This is a genomic window from Roseateles sp. P5_D6 (assembly GCF_054049415.1).
On the sequence record NZ_JBFUMK010000017.1, the window covers coordinates 15,107 to 29,926 of the forward strand.

11 protein-coding genes are annotated in these 14,820 nt (G+C 66.9%); 7 read left to right on the forward strand and 4 right to left on the reverse strand.

Annotated elements, in window-relative coordinates; translation table 11 throughout:
• Nucleotides 1-7: 7 nt before the first annotated feature.
• Together ACXJKM_RS21060 and ACXJKM_RS21065 are read right to left on the reverse strand one after the other, a co-directional pair.
• A complete protein-coding gene (locus ACXJKM_RS21060) occupies nt 8-991 on the reverse strand; it encodes a BMP family lipoprotein (protein ID WP_457354934.1) in 984 nt (327 codons plus the stop codon).
• Nucleotides 992-1,072: 81 nt separating this feature from the next.
• Nucleotides 1,073-2,422: an MATE family efflux transporter gene (locus ACXJKM_RS21065; RefSeq protein WP_457326192.1), complete on the reverse strand. Its 1,350-nt coding sequence runs from the start codon at nt 2,420-2,422 to the stop codon at nt 1,073-1,075.
• Between the two features lie 345 nt (nt 2,423-2,767).
• Between ACXJKM_RS21065 and acnA the strand changes: the two genes are divergently transcribed.
• From acnA to ACXJKM_RS21100, 7 genes are all read left to right on the forward strand, one after another.
• Nucleotides 2,768-5,479: an aconitate hydratase AcnA gene (acnA, locus tag ACXJKM_RS21070; RefSeq protein ID WP_457354936.1), complete on the forward strand. Its 2,712-nt coding sequence runs from the start codon at nt 2,768-2,770 to the stop codon at nt 5,477-5,479.
• 259 nt (nt 5,480-5,738) lie between these two features.
• The gene (locus ACXJKM_RS21075; RefSeq protein WP_457354938.1) at nt 5,739-6,812 is read left to right on the forward strand and encodes a M35 family metallo-endopeptidase; all 1,074 of its coding nucleotides are present in this window, start codon (nt 5,739-5,741) and stop codon (nt 6,810-6,812) included.
• Nucleotides 6,813-6,957: 145 nt separating this feature from the next.
• Complete coding sequence (locus ACXJKM_RS21080; protein WP_457354940.1) at nt 6,958-7,410, forward strand: hypothetical protein; 453 nt, start codon at nt 6,958-6,960, stop codon at nt 7,408-7,410.
• A gap of 71 nt (nt 7,411-7,481) precedes the next feature.
• Entirely contained in the window at nt 7,482-8,585 is a 1,104-nt protein-coding gene (locus tag ACXJKM_RS21085; RefSeq protein WP_457354942.1) for an acyltransferase family protein, read from the forward strand.
• Entirely contained in the window at nt 8,582-9,025 is a 444-nt protein-coding gene (locus tag ACXJKM_RS21090) for a helix-turn-helix transcriptional regulator (RefSeq protein WP_457354944.1), read from the forward strand. The genes ACXJKM_RS21085 and ACXJKM_RS21090 overlap by 4 nt, the downstream gene beginning before the upstream one ends.
• A gap of 40 nt (nt 9,026-9,065) precedes the next feature.
• Nucleotides 9,066-9,476, forward strand: coding sequence for a VOC family protein (locus tag ACXJKM_RS21095; protein ID WP_457354946.1), 411 nt, complete (start codon nt 9,066-9,068; stop codon nt 9,474-9,476).
• Nucleotides 9,477-11,849, forward strand: coding sequence for an ATP-binding cassette domain-containing protein (locus ACXJKM_RS21100; RefSeq protein WP_457354948.1), 2,373 nt, complete (start codon nt 9,477-9,479; stop codon nt 11,847-11,849).
• Here the strand turns inward: ACXJKM_RS21100 and ACXJKM_RS21105 are convergent.
• Nucleotides 11,846-13,513: an ATP-binding protein gene (locus tag ACXJKM_RS21105; protein WP_457354950.1), complete on the reverse strand. Its 1,668-nt coding sequence runs from the start codon at nt 13,511-13,513 to the stop codon at nt 11,846-11,848. The genes ACXJKM_RS21100 and ACXJKM_RS21105 overlap by 4 nt on opposite strands.
• A 9-nt stretch (nt 13,514-13,522) precedes the next feature.
• On the reverse strand, nt 13,523-14,455 hold the full coding sequence (locus tag ACXJKM_RS21110; protein WP_457354952.1) for a hypothetical protein: 933 nt from the start codon (nt 14,453-14,455) through the stop codon (nt 13,523-13,525).
• Between the last annotated feature and the right edge of the window lie 365 nt (nt 14,456-14,820).

Sequence of the window (14,820 nt, forward strand, 5' to 3'; positions counted from 1 at the left end):
GCGCCGCTCAGAACTTACAAGCGTTGTCCGCCATGTAGTCGGCCACCTTCACCTTGCCGGCAATGATGTCGGCCTTGATGGCTTCAACCTTGGCCTTCAGCGGTGGCGTGATGAGCTTGGCGTTGTTGTCGTCCAGCGCATAGTCGACGCCGCCTTCCTTCAGGCCCAGCACGCTGACGCCGGGCTTCCAGGCCTTCAGCACGTTGTAGACGGCCACGTCCACATGCTTGACCATGGAGGTCAGCATCGTGCCGGGCTGGATGTGGTTCTGGTTGCTGTCCACGCCGATGGCGAGCTTGCCGGCGTCCTTGGCAGCTTGATATACACCGACGCCTGTGCCGCCGGCGGCGGCGAAGACGACGTCCGAACCCTTGGCGAACTGGCTCTTGGCCAGCTCACCGCCGCGGGTCGGGTCGTTCCAGGCGGTCGATGTGGTGCCCGTCATGTTGGCGAACACCTCGATCTTGGGGTTCGTCGCCTTGGCGCCCTGCTCGTAGCCGCACTGGAACTTGCGGATCAGCGGGATGTYCATGCCGCCGACAAAGCCGACCTTGTTGGTCTTGGTGACCAGGGCCGCCATGGCGCCGACGAGGTAGCTGCCCTCGTGCTCCTTGAACAGCAGCGACTGCACATTGGGCAGGTCAACCTTGGCGTCGATGATGGCGAACTGGGTCTTGGGGAAGTCCTTGGCCACCTGCTGCAGGGCCGACGCCTGGGCGAAGCCGATGCTGATGATGGGACTGGCACCCCGCTCGGCCATGCGGCGGATGGCCTGCACGCGCTGGGTGTCGTTGCTGATCTCGAACTCGAGATAGGTCTTGCCGGTTTCCTTCTTCCACTGCTCGGCGCCCTGGTAGCCGGCCTGGTTGAAGGATTTGTCGAACTTGCCGCCCATGTCGAAGATCACCGCGGGCTGCTGGGCCTGGGCCATGGCCGATGCGACCAGCAGGGTCAAGGCAGCAAGACGGGGCAGAGAGGTCGTCATGGGCATGGGGTGAGCAAGGCGGAAGGGGCGCATTGTAGAAAACATCCCTCAAGTTTTACTGGATAGGAAAATACCGATTCACGCGAATCAATGGGCCCGGCTGTGGCGCAGCCGCCGGTGAGCCGCACGGGCATGGGGCAGCCAGCCGAGTGTCGCCCAACGCCGCCACATCAAAAGGCCGCGAATCCATTCATCAGCGGCATAAGCAATCCACACGCCAACCAGGCCCCACCCCAGGTAAACCCCGAGAAACCAGCTGCCGCCCGCCAGCACGATGGCCATGGAGGCCGAGCCCACCATCACCGGGTAGCGTGCGTCTCCGGCGGCCCGCAGCGCGTTGATGACGACGAGGTTGAAGCTGCGCCCAGGCTCGACGAGCACCGTCCACCACAGCAGCGTGCAACCCAGCGCAATGATGGCCGGGTCGGAGGTGAAGCGGGTCAGCAGCCAGGGCCCTGCCAGCGCAAAAGCCGTCGAGACGACCAGCGCCAGCGCAATGCCCAGCGCCAGGGAACGCCGCACCAGCCGGTCAGCCCGACGCAACTTGCCCGCGCCGATCATGTGGCCGACCATGATCTCCACCGCAAAGCTGATGGCCAGGCTGAACATCAGGATCACGTGCAGGAACTGCGTCGTATAGGCGTGCGTGGCCAGCGCATGGGCGCCAAGCTGGGCCACGGCAGCCAGGCTGGTCATGAAGGCCAGGCGCCAGGAGATGTTCTCCGCCGCGCCGGGGATGCCGATGTGCAGCACGGTCTTCAGCGGCTTGCGCACCAGCCGCCACCAGTCGGCCGCGCGCAGCCGCAGGTTCAAGCGCGTGCGCCACAGCAAGATATGCAGCATCAGGCCCATGCCGCGCCCGCAGGTGCAGGCCAGCGCATAGCCCACCAGGCCCAGGCGCGGCATGGCCAGCAGGGCCACCACCAGCGTGACGACCTGGATGAGCACGACGACGGCCAGCGCCTCGCGGCTGCGCAGGTGCGAACGCATGACGCTGGACATGTTGGCGTTCCAGGCGTCCAGCAGCAGCGCCGGCGCCAGCGCCTGCAGCAGCGTCTTGGCCAGCGGCGCCACTTCGGGCGGCGCGTTCACCAGCGTCAGCAACGGGCCTGCCGCAATCAATGCCGCCACGGCCCCGCCCACGCCCAGCCAGGTGCTGGCGCCGACCACGGCGCGGGCCACCGCATCGGCCTGGTCGCGCCGGCCCGCACCCAGGGCCTGGGTGACAGCCACGCTGACACCGGCACCGATGACACGGAACAATACAAAGACCGCGGCGAACACCTGGTTGGCCAGGCCGAAGGCGGCGCCGCTGTTGTCGGACAGCCGGGCGGCCAGGCCGGTGCCGATGATGCCGATGCCGATGCCCAGCAGCAGCTCCAGCAGCATCGGCCAGGTCAGCGCAAACAGACGGGGACGAGCGGACAAGGCGGTCATTACCGGGTCTTAACGACGGGATTCACACAAGTCACGACAAGCTCGCCAGAATGGTTAGGGTCTATTGACCTGTGAATCGTCCCCGCGCTGGGGTGGCCAAGGGTGCAGAGCTAGGCGCAGTCCGCCGCCCAGGCTGGCCGCCTGGGCAAGGGCTGCAACAACGCGCTGCGCCCTTGGCCACCCCAGCCCGAAGGGTGAGGTCCCGCTCAGGGCCAACTCGTTGTTGCAAGTGCTCGCCGGGTCACCAACCCGACTGCGCCTTGCGCCTAGATTTGGCCCTGAGCGGGACCTCACGCGGGGACGACTCACAGGCCAATAGACCCCAGTCATCCTATAGGAGTAACCATGCCGAAACCCGCGGCCCACGCGTTTGCAAACACCCAGGCCAAGTTCAAGCTCGCCGCAGGCAAGTCCGGGCAGTTTTTCTCCCTGCCCAAGCTGGCCGAGGCCTACCCGAACGTGGCGCGCATGCCGATCTCGATGCGCATCGTGCTGGAAAGCGTGCTGCGCAACTGCGACGGCAAGAAAGTGACGGCCGAGCATGTCGAGCAACTGGCCAACTGGAAGCCCAATGCCGCCCGCGTCGATGAGATCCCCTTCGTCGTCGCTCGCGTGGTGCTGCAGGACTTCACCGGCGTGCCCTTGCTGGCCGACCTGGCCGCCATGCGCAACGTGGCCGCCGCGATGGGCAAGAACCCCAAAGCCATCGAACCGCTGGTGCCGGTGGACCTCGTCGTCGACCACTCGGTCATGATCGACTACTACGGCACCAAGAAGGCGCTGGACCTGAACATGAAGCTGGAGTTCSAGCGCAACCGCGAGCGCTACGAGTTCATGAAGTGGGGCATGCAGGCTTTCGACACCTTCGGCGTCGTACCGCCCGGCTTCGGCATCGTCCACCAGGTCAACCTCGARTACCTGGCGCGCGGCGTGCACAAGGGCAAGGACGGCGTCTTCTACCCGGACAGTCTCGTCGGCACCGACAGCCACACSACCATGATCAACGGCATCGGCGTSGTSGSCTGGGGCKKSGGCGGCATCGAGGCCGAGGCYGSCATGCTGGGCCAGCCGGTCTACTTCCTSACGCCCGACGTGRTSGGCTTYGAGCTGACSGGCCRMCTGCGYGARGGCGTSACAGCCACCGACCTGGTGCTCACCGTCACCGAGATCCTGCGCAAGCACAAGGTCGTCGGCAAGTTYGTCGARTTYTTCGGCGAAGGCACCCGCACGCTGGCCCTGCCSGACCGCGCSACSATYGSCAACATGGCGCCCGARTACGGCGCCACCATGGGCTTCTTCCCGGTCGACGAGAAGACCGTCGACTACTTCAAGGGCACCGGCCGCACCGCCGCCGAGATCGAGGCCTTCGAGGCCTATTGGCGGGCTCAAGGCATGTTCGGCGTGCCCAAGGCGGGCGACATCGACTTCACCTCGGTGGTCTCGCTGGACCTGGGCACCGTGGCGCCCAGCCTGGCCGGCCCCAAGCGCCCGCAGGACCGCATCGAGATCACGAATCTCGCCTCCACCTTCGCGCAGCTCTTCAGCAAGCCCACCGCCGAGAACGGTTTCAACCAGCCCGCGGACAAGCTGGCGCAGAACTTCGTCACCGAATCCGGCCTGCCGGTGAAGAACGGCGACGTGCTGATCGCTGCCATCACCTCCTGCACCAACACCAGCAACCCCAGCGTGCTGCTGGCCGCGGGCCTGCTGGCCAAGAAGGCGGTGGAAGCCGGCCTCACGGTGGCGCCGCACATCAAGACKTCSCTCGCGCCKGGCTCGCGCATCGTCACCGARTACCTSGAGAAGGCMGGMCTGCTGCCCTATCTGGAAAAGCTCGGCTTCAACGTCGCCGCCTATGGCTGCACGACCTGCATCGGCAACGCCGGCGACCTGACGCCCGAGCTGAACAAGCTCATCCAGGACAACGACCTCGTCTGTGCGGCCGTGCTGTCGGGCAACCGCAACTTCGAGGCCCGCATCCACCCCAACCTCAAGGCCAACTTCCTGGCCAGCCCGCCGCTGGTCGTGGCCTATGCCATCGCTGGTACCGTGACCCGCGACCTGATGACGCAGCCCGTGGGCTACAACAGCAAGGGCCATCCCGTCTTCCTGGGCGACATCTGGCCCAGCAGCGACGAGATCTACGCGCTGATGAAGCATGCGATGGACCCCGTTGCCTTCAAGGCCAACTACGACCAGGTCGCCACCAAGCCCGGCAAGCTGTGGGACGCCATCAAGGGCGTCAAGGGCCAGGTCTACAACTGGCCCAAGAGCACCTACATCGCCCAGCCGCCCTTCTTCGAGGGTTTCACGATGGTCCCACCGGCGCTGGTGTCGGGCGTCAAGGGCGCCAAGGTCATGGCGCTGTTCGGCGATTCGATCACCACCGACCACATCAGCCCGGCCGGCTCCTTCAAGGAGACGACGCCGGCCGGCCAGTTCCTGACGGCCAACGGCGTGGCCAAGGCCGACTTCAATTCCTACGGCGCGCGCCGCGGCAACCATGACGTGATGATGCGCGGCACCTTCGCCAATGTGCGCGTGAAGAACCTGATGCTGCCCGCCCGGCCCGACGGCTCGCGCGAGGAAGGCGGCTACACGCTGAAGGGCGGCCAGCAGACCACCATCTACGACGCCGCCATGGCCTATATCCAGGAAGGCACGCCCACCGTCATCTTCGCGGGCGAGGAATACGGCACCGGGTCGAGTCGCGACTGGGCCGCGAAGGGAACTCAACTGCTGGGCATCAAGGCCGTCATCGCCAAAAGCTTCGAGCGCATCCACCGCAGCAACCTGATCGGCATGGGTGTGCTGCCGCTGCAGTTCAAGGCCGGCACGAGCTGGGAGTCGCTGGGCCTGACAGGCGCGGAGACGATAGACATCGGCCTGGCCGAGGTGATCAAGCCGCAAGGCGACGCGGCGATGACGATCACCTACGCCGACGGATCGGTCAGGCAGGTACCGCTGACGCTGCGCATCGACACGGCCATCGAGGTGGACTACTACTACCACGGCGGCATCCTGCCGTTCGTGTTGAGACAGTTGCTCGCGGCCTGAGACCTCTCGCCCAAGGAGTACCTTGGTCGGTCTCCCGAGGAGACGGCGATGCTTGCCGGATTGACCGGCAAGCACATCGCCCAACGCGGGCCGGCTAGGGAGCGGCCCGGCGCTCGACCCGCAAGTCCTCCCCCTGTCTAGACAAGTACGCAGCAGGTTTATGGGACAGGTTTGTCCCACGACACGCACACCATCCACCTCACCAGAATCCGCGGCTTCTTCAACCCAGTGCCCCGACCCGGGGCCGACAGGAGCTTGCATGAAGACCTGGTTCAAGTTGACCGCCGCTGCATTTGCCGTTGTCGCCACAAGCGCCAGCCATGCCGCCAACGCCGAATGCCTGGATGTGCGCGTGAGCAACGCCTCGCCCGTCGTGAACGGCGACGTCGACGTCCACGTGGATGTCGCCGTCACCAACCAATGCCGCACCGCCGTGCAGGTGCTGCGCTGGCAGCTGCCCAGCGACACCATGAGCGGCTCGCTGTTCACCGTGACGCGCGACGACCGCCCGGTTCGCTACACCGGCGCCGTCATCAAGCGCGCGGCGCCCCAGGCCAAGGACTATGTGGAGATCGCCGCTGGCGCCACGCTGAACTACAAGGTCGAACTGACCGGCCACTACGACTTCAGCAAGAACGGCCGCTACGCCATCGAGTTCCACAGCGACCGCGGCACCCACGGCTCGGGCGCCCAGTCCATGCACAGCGCGACGACCACCTACCTGTGGGCGCAGGGCCGCAACGAGAAGCTGGACGCTGCCAGCGCCGACGACGAGGCGGCCACCACGATGCGCGCCAACGCCACCGCGGCAGCCGCCAGCATCTCCTACACCGGCTCCTGCACCAGCAGCCAGAAGTCCTCGCTGGCCTCAGCCGTCACGGCAGCCACCAACTACGCGTCCAGCTCGACCACCTACCTCAACGGCACGCCGTCGGGCACGCCGCGCTACACGAGCTGGTTCGGCGCCTACACCTCGTCACGCTGGAACACGGCCAAGGATCACTTCACCAAGGCCCGCAACGCCTTCCAGACCGCCGCCCTGACGCTGGACTGCAGCTGCAAGGACAGCGGCACCTACGCCTATGTCTACCCGACGCAGCCGTACAAGATCTACGTCTGCGGCGCCTTCTGGAGCGCGCCGATGACGGGCACCGACAGCAAGGGCGGCACCCTGGTGCACGAGATGATGCATTTCAACGTCATCGCTGGTACCGACGACTGGGCCTATGGCCAGAGCGCGGCCAAGAGCCTGGCCAAGTCCAACCCGACCAAGGCGCTGGACAACTCGGACAACCACGAATACTTCGCTGAGAACAGCCCCTTCCAGAACTGAGTTCCCTCGCGTTTGACGCGCCGCCTTCGGGCGGCGCTTTTTTTGGGGGCTGCCGATCGTGCGGCCCTGGGCTAGGCTCGCAACCATGCGTCTTCACCGCCTATATCTCGCAACCGCAGCCTTGTTCACAGCCTGCCTTTCGTCCATGGCCCTTGCCGTAACGCCCCTGCAGCATGCCGAGCTGAGCTGCCAGTTCCAGGCCACACCCAAGCCCGACGGCCAGGTGTTGCTGCAATTCAAGCTGAGCAACAACGGCAAGCGCGATCTGCACCTGCTGCGCTGGGGCAGCCCCTTCGAGGGCGCCTGGTTCGGACCTTTCGTACAGGCCAGCACGCCACAGGGGAAACTGACTTTCCAGGGCGCGATGCGCAAACGCGGCGATCCGTCGGCCCAGGACTATCTGCACCTGCCAGCCGGCGAGAGCCTGAGCGCGGAACTGACGCTGAACGACGCCTTCACGGTGCCTCCCACCGGCACCCTGCGATTGAAGGCCCACTGGCATTGGCACGACATGATGCTCCGCGGCACACCGCCACGGCCGCGCGCTCAACACCGCGGTCTGGATCAGGACTGCGGCGAAGTCACGCTGAACCGCTGACGGCCTCACCTGACGAACGACTGCCGCCGACAGCGGCGTTACGCTGCCGCCCTTTCGCTCCCCCGCCCTCCATGCACCGCCTTCCTGGCCTCGACCTCCTGCGCAGCATCGCCATCGTCTGGGTGATGTTCTTCCACACCTTCCTCATCGGTGGCCTGGGGCCGGACTGGACCTGGTTGACCCGCTTCGGCTGGGCGGGCGTGGACATCTTCTTCGTGCTCAGCGGCTTCCTGATCGGCTCGCAGCTGCTGCGCAAGCTGCAGCGGGGCGAAGCGTTGCGCTTGAGCGACTTCTACTGGCGCCGGGCCTGGCGCATCCTGCCGGCCTTTGCCGTCGTGCTGGCCGTCTACGTGACCTTCCCGGTGCTGCGCGAGGAGCCGAACCTGGAAGCCTGGTGGCAGTTCGCCAGCTTCACGCTCAACCTGCTGATCGACTACGGCCACAACCAGGCCTTCTCGCATGCCTGGTCGCTGTGCGTGGAGGAGCATTTCTATCTGCTCTTCCCGCTCTTGGCCTGGTGGATCACACGTCGTCCCTCCTCTGCACGCTTCGCCGGCCTGTGCGCCGCCCTGGTGCTGGGCGGCATTGCGCTGCGCGCCGGCATCTGGCTGCACAACGACGCCATCCAGCCGCAGCGACCCTGGTTCATCGAGGACATCTACTACCCGACCTGGACGCGGCTGGACGGACTGCTGATGGGCATCATGCTGGCCGCGCTACGCGTCTACCGGCCGCAGCTGTGGACGCGGCTGCAGGCGCGCTCGACGGCGCTCTTGTTCACCGGGTTGGCCATGACCGCCCTCGCCTTCTGGCTGTTCCGCGACCGCACCGGCCTGGTTGCCAACGCGGTTGGCTGGCCGCTGCTTTCGTTCGGCTTCGGCCTGCTCGTACTGGCGGCCAGCACGCCGCGGGCCTGGGCCCTGCCCGGCACGGGCTGGCTGGCAGCCATCTCCTACAGCCTTTACCTGAGCCACAAGATCGCGATGCACGTCGTGCATGTCTGGATCGCACCGGCGCTGCCGCTGCAGGGACCGGCCCTGTTCCCGGTCTATGCCGTCGTCATCCTGGCCGTTGGCGCCGCCCTGCACTATCTCGTCGAGAAGCCGGGCCTGCAACTGCGCGACCGCCTGGCCCGCTCGCCGCGAACCATTGAAACTGGCAGCATGCCGGCATGACGATCCAACCCGGCTCCGAACTCCACCTGCGCGACCTCGCCCGGCTGCGCCGCGTGCGCGACCGCATCGACCGCGAGTACGCCCAGCCGCTGGACGTCGAGGCCCTGGCCCACGGCGTGCACATGTCGGGCGGCCACCTCAGCCGGCAGTTCCGCCAGGCCTATGGCGAATCGGTCTACAGCTATCTGATGACGCGGCGCATCGAACGCGCCATGGCCCTGCTGCGGCGTGGCGACCTGAGCGTCACCGAGGTCTGCTTCACCGTCGGCTGCTCATCGCTCGGCACCTTCAGCACCCGCTTCAGCGAGCTGGTGGGCCAGTCGCCAAGCGCCTACAAGCGCGACCAGGCACAGGCGACGGCGGGCATGCCGTCGTGCGTCGCGCGCCAGGTAACGAAACCGATCAGGAATCGAGAAGCGCCGGAATCGAGCGAAACCTAGACTTCTTTCCGTGCCTTAACCACCCACGGAGATTGACCCCATGGACATCAGCATTCACTCCAGCTTCCTGCCCCAATCCGACCCGGAAGCGTCGCTCGCCTTCTACCGCGACACCCTCGGCTTCGAGGTGCGCAACGACGTCGGCTACAACGGCCTGCGCTGGATCACGGTCGGCCCGGTCGGCCAGCCGGGCACCTCCATCGTGCTGCACCCGCCGGCCGTCACGCCCGGCGTCACCGAGGACGAGCGCCGCACCATCACCGAGATGATGGCCAAGGGCACCTTCGGCATGTTGATCCTCGCCACGGCCGACCTGGACAAGACCTTCGCCAAGCTCCAAGCCGAGGACGCCGAGATCGTCGAAGAGCCCACGATGCAACCGTACGGCGTGCGCGACTGCGCCGTCCGCGACCCCGCCGGCAACCTGCTGCGCATTCAAGAGAAGCGCTGAATGGCCGACGCTGACAACCACGACCGCATCCGCGTGCAGGGTGCGCGGGAAAACAACCTCAAGGACGTCAGCGTCGACATCCCCAAGCGGCGGCTGACCGTGTTCACCGGCGTGTCCGGCTCGGGCAAGAGCTCCCTCGTCTTCGGCACCATCGCAGCCGAGTCGCAGCGCCTCATCAACGAGACCTACAGCGCCTTCGTGCAGGGCTTCATGCCCACGCTGGCGCGGCCCGAGGTGGACGTGCTGGAGGGCATCACCACGGCCATCATCGTCGACCAGGAGCGCATGGGCGCCAATGCCCGCTCCACGGTCGGCACGGCCACCGACGCCAACGCCATGCTGCGCATCCTGTTCAGCCGCGTCGGCAAACCCCACATCGGCCCGCCCAGCGCCTTTGCCTTCAATGTGCCCTCGGTGCAGGCGACCGGCGTCATTACGGTCGACAAGGGCGGCGCGAGCAAGGCCGTCAAGCAGACCTTCTCGCGCACCGGCGGCATGTGCCCGCGCTGCGAGGGCATGGGATCGGTGTCGGACTTCGACCTCGACCAGCTCTACGACTCGAGCAAGTCCCTCAACAGCGGCGCCATCAACATCCCCGGCTACAGCATGGAAGGCTGGTACGGCCGCATCTTCCGCGGCTGCGGCTTCTTCGACCCCGACAAGCCGATTGCCAAATTCACCAAGCGAGAGCTGCATGACCTGCTGCACAAGGAGGCGACCAAGATCAAGGTCGACGGCATCAACCTGACCTATGCCGGTCTGATCCCGTCCATCCAGAAGTCCTTCCTGTCGAAAGACGTGGACGCACTGCAACCCCACATCCGCGCCTTCGTCGATCGCGTCATCACCTTCCAGACCTGCCCCGAATGCCACGGCACGCGGCTCAGCGAGGCGGCACGGTCCTGCAAGATCGGCAAGCACAGCATCGCCGACGCCTGCTCAATGCAGATCAGCGACCTGGCCGACTGGGTGCGCGGCTTGAAGGGCGCCGAGGTCGCACCGCTGCTGAAGGCCCTGAGCCATCTGCTCGATGCCTTTGCCGAGATCGGCCTGGGCTATCTGTCGCTGGACCGGTCAACCGGCACGCTGTCCGGTGGCGAGGCCCAGCGCGTGAAGATGATCCGCCACCTCGGCTCGTCCCTGACCGATGTCAGCTATGTCTTCGATGAACCGACCACCGGCCTGCACCCGCACGACATCCAGCGCATGAACGAGCTGCTGGGCCGGCTGCGCGACAAGGGCAACACCGTGCTCGTCGTCGAGCACAAGCCCGAGGTCATCGCGATTGCCGACCATGTCGTCGACCTCGGTCCCGGTGCCGGTGCGGCCGGCGGCGAGGTCGTCTATGAAGGCAGCGTCGCCGGCCTGCGCAAGAGCGGCACGCTGACGGGCCGACACCTCGACGACCGCGCCGCGCTGAAGGACAAGCTGCGCAAGCCCGCTGGCGCGCTGAAGATTCGCGGCGCCAGCACGCACAACCTGCAGAAGGTCAACGTTGACATCCCGCTCGGCGTGCTCTGCGTCGTCACCGGCGTGGCCGGCTCGGGCAAGAGCTCGCTGATCCACGGCTCGGTGTCCAAGCTGGATGGCGTCGTCGCCATCGACCAGGCCGCCATCCGCGGTTCGCGGCGCAGCAACCCGGCCACCTACACCGGCCTGCTCGACCCCATCCGCAGCGCCTTTGCCAAGGCCAACGGCGTCAAGCCCGCCCTCTTCAGCGCCAACTCCGAGGGCGCCTGCCCGACCTGCAACGGCAACGGCCTGATCTTCACGGACCTGGGGCCGATGGCCACCGTGTCCACGGTCTGCGAAGACTGCGGCGGCAAGCGCTTCCAGGCGGCCGTGCTCGAATACAAGCTGGGTGGGAAAGACATCAGCGAAGTGCTGGCCATGTCGGTTGCCGAGGCGGCGGCATTCTTCTCCAAGCTCACGCCCGCTGCGCATGCGATTCTGGAAAGGCTGTCAGACGTCGGCCTGGGCTATCTCAGCCTCGGCCAGCCGCTGACCACCTTGTCGGGTGGCGAACGCCAGCGCCTCAAGCTCGCGACGCAGATGGCCGAGAAGGGCGACGTCTATGTGCTGGACGAGCCGACAGCCGGCCTGCACCTGGCCGACGTCGAACAACTGCTCGGCCTGCTGGACCGCCTCGTGGACGCCGGCAAGTCCGTCATCGTCATCGAGCACCACCAGGCCGTCATGGCGCATGCGGACTGGATCATCGACCTCGGCCCAGGCGCGGGCCATGACGGTGGCCGGGTCGTCTTCGAGGGCACACCGGCCGATCTGATTGCCAAGCCCTCCACTCTGACGGGCGAGCATCTGGCGGACTACGTCGGCGCGACCAAGCCCAAGGGGCGAGCCAAGAAATCCTAGGCCTGCACCGGCACGCTGATCTCGAACCAGAACCGGCTGCCTTGCGCCAGCCGGCTCTCCAGCTTGATCTCGCCGCCCATCATGCGCACCAGCTGTCGGCTGATGGCCAGGCCCAGGCCGGTGCCGCCGACACGTTGCTCGGCGTTGCCGGCCTGCTCGAAGGGCTCGAACAGGCGGTAGACCTGGTCGTCGGCGATGCCCACGCCGGTGTCCTGCACTTCGAAGCACAGCCGTACATGGCCCGGCTCGGTGTCGGCCAGCGGCGGCAGGGCGCGTGCCATCAGCAGCACGCCGCCGACATGGGTGAACTTGACCGCGTTGCCCAGCAGGTTCAGCAGGATCTGGTTGAGCCGCTTCTCGTCGGCCAGCACGACAGCGGGCAGCTGCGGGTCGAGCTGCAGATCGAGCGTGATGTGCTTGCCCTCGGCCATCACGCGCACGATGTCGATCACGGCCTGCAGGCGCGGGACCAGTTCGACGGGGCCGATGCGCAACTCGGCCTTGCCGGCCTCGATGCGCGACAGGTCGAGGATGTCGACGATCAACGTCAGCAGGTGCTGGCCGCTGCTGTGGATGATGTCCAGGCCGTTGCGCTGCTTCGGCGTCAGGCCGTCGTCCATCTTCAGGATCTGCGCATAACCCATGACGGCGTTCAGCGGCGTGCGCAGCTCGTGGCTCATGCGCGCCAGGAACTGGCTCTTGGCACGGCTGGCGATTTCGGCGCGCTCCTTGGCGTCACTGAGTTCCAGCGTGCGCTCGGTCACCAGGTCCTCGAGGTGGTCACGGTGGGCGCCAAGTTCGGTCTCGCGCTCCTGCAGCGCCGTGATCATGCGGTTGAAGGTCTCGGCCATCGCTGCGATGTCGCGCGGGCCACCAGCCGGCGCACGTGCATCGTTGTCGCCCAGCTCGACCCTCTCCATGGCCTCGGACAAGGCACCCAGCGGCCGCGTCAGGCGCAGGATCAGGAAGCGCACCGCCAGCAGGAAGATGGTTGCAAACAGCACGGCCACGCCGAAGTTGGCGAGGAAGAGCGAGGCCTGGGTGCGGTGCAGCGTCGCCTTGCTCAGCACGATGCGCACATGGCCGAGCAGTTGCGCGGGGCGCAGCGTCACGTCAAAGGGTGAGGCCTCGGGGCGGGTCCAGACCGGTGCGGCGAAGGCCCAGCTGTCTTCCGTCTCCTGGTCGAGCCACGGCTCGCTGGCCGCCGGGTCGGGCACGGCCGGTGACGTGGTTGTGGGCAGGCGGTCCCGCTCGGGGCCCAGCGCCAGCAGCAGCCGGCCCTTGGTGTCGCGGATCTCGATGCCCATCACATCCGGGAAGGCCAGCGAGGCGCGCACGGCCTCCTCGGCGTTGTCGGCAGCGGCGTACAGCAGGGCCAGCGAGCTGTTGGACGCCAGATTGGCCGCCACGCGCCCACCCTGCTCCATCAGCATGGCCCGCACCTGGCGGCCACCCTGCCAGGCGTTGACGACCGCCATCAGCAAGGCCAGGCAGAGCGTGCCCAGCGCGACGGCGACGCTGAGATGGCGGCGGAACGAGGTCTCGCGCAACCAGCGCGCATAGACGCGCAGCGGCCACGACCGCTGCGGCGGCGCGGCCACAGGCACGCTTTCATCCCGAAGGATGAGGGGCGGCTGGCTGTCCAGTGGAACGGGTGGCGTCACTCTCGAACCTCAGCTGGAGGGATAGACCAGATCGAATCCCGACTGCACGGTGGCGACGTCAAGCCCCAGGTGCGCGGCGGTGCGGATGTTGATGGCGGCGCGTGCCTGGCGCAACGGCAGCACGCCGGCCGCGCCCGCTTTAGGGTTGGACGCGAGGCGTTGGGCCGACACGGCCAGTGAGCGCCCGAGTTCATGGTTGTCCGGGTAGAGCGAAAACAGTGCGCCGCGCTTCACATGCGCCAGGTGGCTGGAGAACACGGCGATGTTGCGGTTCCAGCCTTCCTTGAGCACCAGCGTGAGCACGACGTTGTCGTCCACGGTCGTCGGGTCCTGCGGCAGCCAGACGGCGTCGCGGGCCGGGTCGGCCGAGGCCAGCAGCTGGGCGTAGGCGCGCAGAGCCTCGGCCTGATCGGCGGCTTCCTGGGCCAGCAGCTCCAGGCCTTCGGCCCGGGCCGCCTCGCGCGCCAGCTTCACCAGCCAGGTGTTCAGCTTGGGGTCGTAGACCAGGTGCACACGACGCGTGGACGACTTCAGGCGCCGGAGTCGCGCGAGCAGCAAGGCCGGGTCGGGCGCCAGCGTGTGGATGGGAAAGTTGCGGGCCTCGGACTCCTGCACCGACACGACGCAGCCGACCATCACGGCCAGCTCGTCGGCCAGCGCCGCCGCGACGCGCATGCCGCCGCGCCCCAGGCCGATCAATACCTTGACTTCTCGCTTGCGCACCTCGTCGGCGACCTGCGCCGGATTGGCGTTGCTGGCCAACGCGAAGCTCGTGACCGAGCCGCCGAGCCTGTCCTCGATGCCCTCGATGATGGTGGTGAAGACCTGGCGAAAGGGCTCGCCGAGTTCGGGATAGACAACCACCAGCGAGCGCCCGAGCTCGGCCGCCGCGGCCGAACCACCGGTCAGCACCACGGCACCGCCCAGGGCCTGCTGCAACAAGGCGCGGCGCGTGGCGGGGCGAAGGCAACCGGGCTCAGTCAAAAGAAGAACGCTGCGTGGCAGGGTCGGGACAGGTGGGCGGCATTATGCAAAGGCCCGGACGCCTTGGCGGTACAGAGCCGGAACAGCGGCGCGCGCCGAGGAACAGCGTCGTCCTCGACATGCCGTTGCGCAGCAGCGGTTCAGGCATGAACAGGCTGCAGATGCCGAGGCGGATGCACAGCGGCAAACGCCACCGCAACGACGCCGAAAGCCCGTCGCAACGGCGCATGGCAAGGGGCTTTCGATAGGCAACCGGAGGCAATCAATGGGGCTCTGAGCGTTCCGACGCCGGGCGCAAGGTGGGGCATTATGCAGACGGCCAC